Raw genomic sequence first — 5579 nt, forward strand, 5'->3', positions numbered from 1 at the left:
GAAAAAAAAATCTGAAACTCAAAACGAAGGGTTCTCCATTCAAAAGTTACCGCCATTGGGTCCAAATGAGCAATATAAAATTCAGTATGATGTGAATATAGATCCTGCAAAAGGAGCGGAAAATTACTTGGTTGAGAGCTATGCGATCGCTCAAGGTGGAAAAAGAGAAGATAAATCAAGTAATCAGGTTCACTGGACCCTCACGATTGATCCAGATGAAGAAGATATAGCAGATTCATTGATAGAAGATTTATCGGTCTTTTCTACTGATGAAAATAATCTTGGGAATGAAGGTCAGGCAAGAAGTGACTTAGGTGTCATACCAATTAACAGAGAGAATACTTATGAGAACACAGATTTTTACAAGAATAGTAAGGATAGTTTATTTGGAATTGCAGGTGGATTCCATTTAGTGGGTCTAGACACAGTAGATAGAAAGGCTCATGTTCATGGAAATATTTTAGCCAATAACTTTATCAATGGTGGTAACTTTGGAACTGGAGATTTAAAAGAAGTCAGCTATCTACGAAATATTTCTGGTGGCGCTACAATTAACGCAGGTCCACATAGTGAGTCCATATTAGTTGTAGGCAAGGGCACAAAAATAGGTACAGAGGACAAGGGCAACGCTTGGTCAATTAACGGGAATAAAGTTGAGAGACCAAACAAGCAAAATAGTCCAGATAGTCTATGGCAAGATAATGATGCTGAATTTATTGATTTTAGTAAAGTGGAACAACAATCAAAAGATCTAGTCAATAAATTGGCTGAATTAGAGAACAATGCGATTGAAGTAGATGGCAGTGACATGAACAAACAAGAGATTCTAGTGACTGAAGATTCTAACTATAATGTCTATAATCTTCAAGATAGTGATTTTAACTTTAATAATCCGATTCATATCAAAGGATTTAATAAAGATAAGGCATCAACATTAATAATTAATGTTGATATGAGCAAAATGGGAAATAAAGAAACATTATCTATCCCTAACTCAGTTGCAAATTATACAGACGGTAGCAAAGTAAGTACAGGTGAAGTTAATGAATGGTCTAATGCAAATGTTGTTTGGAATGTTTACGATTCATCAAAATCAGACAACATCTACACTGGAACAGTAGAGAATGCCGGAGCAGTAACTGGAAGTATTTTAGCTCCAGGAGCATCAATTAACTTAAAACATAATTTAAATGGAACAGTTATTGGTAGAAAAATTATAGTAACTGGTGAAACTCATCGAGATGATTATGTTCCACCAGCAAAAATTGACTATGAACTACCAGAAACAGGTGGACCTGGAACAAGAATAATTTATGGATTAGGACTCACACTTTTTGTGGGAGGAGTGATTTATTTAGCAATTGACCGTACGCAATCAAAGGATAAAGAATAATTCATATCATCAATAAAAAAGAAAAAAAGAGGAGAAATGCATAATGAAGAACATAAAAAGAATAGCAAGGTTTATATTAGCTTTTGCACTAATATTAGTAAGTGGATCAGGATTCTTGTCATCTGTTTCAGCTGCAGAGGTTAGCAACTCACTGACAATAGAAAACACGGGAAAAACCCCTCATACCTTTGAGCTGTATCAAATATTTAAAGGTGATTTAGGTGGAGAAAATAATCAACTTTCAAACATTACTTGGGGAAATGGTGTAGTTGATAGTCATGGATTTGGAGAAGCTAGCGCGAAGGCAGACTCATTAACTCCAGAAAACGTAAAATCTTTTGCTAATGATTTAGTGAGCGGGGAAAAGTTAAAAGATGCGACTCAATCAAAAAAAGTAGCTGCAGGTAGTAGTTACACATTCGATAATTTAGATGCAGGTTATTATTTAGTAAAAGATACTGATACATCTCAAGATAAAGAAGAAGGGGCATATACTCTTTATATCTTAAAAGTAGTTGGTACGGTTACACAAAAAACTAAGCTTGATATGCCAAGTGTAGAAAAAAAGGTAAAAGACATAAATGACTCAGTAGATAAAGAGCATGGAGACTGGCGTAATACGGCGGACCATGATATAGGTGATAATATTCCATTCCAATTAGAAGGAACTTTACCTGGGAATTATGATGAGTATGAAAGCTATAAATATGTCTTCCACGATACTCAATCAGAAGGTTTAACATTTAATAATGATGCTGTTGTAAAGGTAGACGGAGCAAAATTAGAAACAGGTTATGAAGTAAAAATAACCGATAATGGCTTTACAGTAACTTTTGATGATCTTAAAGAAATAGAGGGTATTACAAAAAATAGTAAGATTACGGTTGAATATACTGCAAAATTGAATGAAAATGCAGTTATAGGTTCAACAGGTAACCCAAACGAAGTTCACTTAGAATACTCAAACGATCCGAACAATATAGGAGACGGAACAAGTACAACACCTAAAGATAAAGTAATCGTCTTTACTTACAAGCTTGTAGTGAACAAGGTTGATGCAGAAAAAGAAGCGTTAACAGGTGCAGGCTTTAAGCTTGAAAAGAAAATGCAAGACGGAAGCTATAAATTAGTTAAAGAGTATTCAGCAGAAAAGGATAAAACAACATTTGAATTTAAAGGCCTTGACGACGGTCAATACAGATTAACAGAAATTGATACTCCTGAAGGTTATAATACAATCGAACCAATAGAGTTCAAGATCGAATCCACATTAGATGATGATGAATTAACTCTTATAAATCTAAACGGTAATGCAATTGAAGGAGAAGTAGAACTGGATCTAACACCAAATATAGGAGAAGGTTCATTGACTACAGATATCGTGAACAAACAAGGTCCTGAACTTCCAGAAACAGGTGGGATGGGAACAAAAGTTATTTATACACTAGGTATTTTATTACTCGGTGGAGGATTAATTTATCTAGCAGTGGATCGAAAACGATCAGTTAATAATTAAGAATAGAGGATATAGGGAGGGAGTAATCCCTTCCTATCTTTCTATTATGTATGTGAAGGAAAATGAGTAGATGAAAATAAAAAAATCGACCATTGTTGCTTTAGTGATTATAATCACTGGGGGGCTCTTACTCCTGTATCCAACGATCAGTAATTGGTGGAATACTATGCACCAAACAAGAGCGATTGGTAGCTATATCGAACAGGTTGAAGATCATTCAGAAAAAGAAAAAATGCAATATCTTAAAGATGCAGAGGAACATAATGAGACCTTGTTAGGGCGTTCTTTTGATCGATTACTACTGTCTGAGGATGAGCTAACGACATATAATAATTTATTAAAGATACCTGAAACTGAAACGATGGCGATTGTTGAAATTCCCAAGATCAATAAAAAAATACCGATTTACCACGGGACAGACGAGGCAATCTTACAAATAGCCGTTGGACATATCCCGGGAACATCGCTTCCAGTAGGTGGAAAAGGAACTCATAGTGTAATTACAGGACATACAGGTCTTCCTTCAGCACGTTTATTTACTGACATCGAAAAACTAGGTGTTGGAGATGTTTTTATGATTACAACATTTGGTAAGAAAATGACTTATGAAGTGGATCAGCTCGTCACAATACTTCCAAATGAGCTAGACGAGATCAGAATTGATCCCGAAAAAGATTATGTAACTTTACAGACCTGTACACCATATGGGATTAATACACACCGACTATTAGTGCGGGGAACAAGAATTGACAATCTGGTAACGGACAGTCAAATAATTCCTGATGCTATAAAAATAAATCCACTGATTGTGAATACTATAGTTATTTTGGGTTTAATTGGTCTGTTGTTGATCTTAAAATTTATTATATCAATTTTTAGAAAATAAGTGGTAAGTAAATAGAGCTGTGTAAAGACAAGAGGATTGATTTTATGAAAAAAATAAAAAAATTTACTATAAAAATAATATTATTATTTATGCTCTTGATAATTCCGTTTTCTATAGTCTTTAGGCAAGAGGTAAATGCAGCAACAAATGGAGTAAATCTAAATTTAGAATATATTTTTGAAAACACAGAATTCAGATTATATAAAGTAGCTGTTAAAGATTCAAATAACCAGTATGTTAAAACGGATACCTTCAAAGATTATCCCGTAGAAATCAGCGATTTTGAAGAAAGTGATAAAGTATCTACGGCTAAGACTCTAAATGCTTATATTCAAAGAGATTCGATCAGTCCACTGAGCATTGCTAAAACAAATGAACGGTTTCAAACATCATTTACTCATTTAGATGAGGGGCTTTACTTAATTGAAGGCGATCATGTTTTATCAGGAGATTACAGGTATTCACCTTCACCCGTATTGATTAATTTAGAAAAAGAAACACAAGATCGAACGATTCGAATGGACTTAAAATATGAAAAAAAGGGTATAAAAAAACCCTTAGACTTAGAAGTGTATAAGGTTTGGGAAGATAATGAAAATAAGAACAGACCAGAATCAATCGAACTTGAGCTCCTTAAAAATGGAGAAGTGGTTGATTTAGTTGAACTGAGTGAAAAAAACAACTGGAGACATGAGTGGACCGATTTACCTGGCAGGTATGCTTATGAAGTTACAGAAAAGAAAATTGCTAAAAATTATACAGTAAAGACTGAAAGAGAAGGTAATCTAATAAAAGTAATTAATAAAATGGGGAAAAAAGATGACCGTCCAGAGATTACTGATGAAAAAGTTCCTCAAACAGGACAACTTTGGTGGCCTGTTCCTCTCTTGTTAAGTATATCAGCTTTATTTTTTATTAAAGGGAAAAAAATAGATAAAAATTATGAAGAATAAGAAGAATATAAATCTCTGTAAAGTCTTATCAGGTATTTTTTTATTTCTTTCTTTGTTATTAATCATAAACAATTATTATGAAGATTATAAAGCGAGAAATATGTCTAATGAAATAATAGATGAAATAGAAAAAGAACTTAGCATGATTAGCTTAAAAGATATTGAGGATAAAGATTTAACAGGCATTGCTATGCCTAAAATGAGGATAGGAGATTACGATTACATCGGTGAAATCTCAATAGAAAAACTAGGCATTCAGCTACCAGTTATGGATGATTGGGATTATGAAAAATTAAAAATAGCACCCACAAGATATAGTGGATCAGTCTACGATAAAAATTTGGTGATTGCCGCACATAACTATAGAAGTCACTTTGGAGGAATTCATCGGTTAAATATAGGAGATTACGCTAAATTTATTGATGTAGAAGGTCATTTATCCGAATTTGAAGTAGTTAATATTGAAGTCTTGGATCCAACGCATGTGGAAAAGTTCATTTATAGTGAAAAAAATGACTGGCATTTAACACTATTTACATGCACTTTGGGTGGAACGGAAAGAACTACTGTCCGTTTCAAACAAATATACTAGATAAACTTATTATATTGTACCCATGGTAAAAAATAATAAAGCATAGGCGTATGCGAGAAAATTAGTCTAAACCATTACTGTAGATTTATTGTCGTTGATATAATAGTTTATAGTCGAGCCCCTGTGCTAATATGATTCGTTCCTTGCTAATGTTTTTGTTTCTCTTATGACGGTGTTTAATCTCTCTAATTTATTATCAAAAAGATTATTTAAAGAAAACGAGTTTGTCTTAAGTGTAA

At 33.5% G+C, this 5579-nt stretch carries 5 protein-coding genes; all 5 read left to right on the top strand.

Going from position 1 to position 5579, the window contains the following annotated elements; all coding sequences use genetic code 11:
* On the top strand, window positions 1-1393 hold a 1393-nt coding region (locus BMX83_RS10315), incomplete at its 5' end, for a collagen-binding domain-containing protein (protein WP_143059538.1).
* A gap of 43 nt (window positions 1394-1436) precedes the next feature.
* The gene (locus tag BMX83_RS10320; RefSeq protein ID WP_245746666.1) at window positions 1437-2909 is read left to right on the top strand and encodes an isopeptide-forming domain-containing fimbrial protein; all 1473 of its coding nucleotides are present in this window, start codon (window positions 1437-1439) and stop codon (window positions 2907-2909) included.
* A 70-nt stretch (window positions 2910-2979) separates the two neighbouring features.
* Entirely contained in the window at window positions 2980-3795 is an 816-nt protein-coding gene (locus BMX83_RS10325; protein ID WP_091636757.1) for a class C sortase, read from the top strand.
* Between the two features lie 44 nt (window positions 3796-3839).
* The gene (locus BMX83_RS10330) at window positions 3840-4748 is read left to right on the top strand and encodes a Cna B-type domain-containing protein (protein ID WP_091636759.1); all 909 of its coding nucleotides are present in this window, start codon (window positions 3840-3842) and stop codon (window positions 4746-4748) included.
* The gene (locus BMX83_RS10335; RefSeq protein ID WP_091636761.1) at window positions 4738-5340 is read left to right on the top strand and encodes a sortase; all 603 of its coding nucleotides are present in this window, start codon (window positions 4738-4740) and stop codon (window positions 5338-5340) included. Before BMX83_RS10330 ends, BMX83_RS10335 begins: the two co-directional genes overlap by 11 nt.
* The last annotated feature ends 239 nt before the right edge of the window (window positions 5341-5579 follow it).

The organism is Alkalibacterium gilvum (assembly GCF_900109085.1).
Classification (GTDB): Bacteria; Bacillota; Bacilli; order Lactobacillales; family Carnobacteriaceae_A; genus Alkalibacterium; species Alkalibacterium gilvum.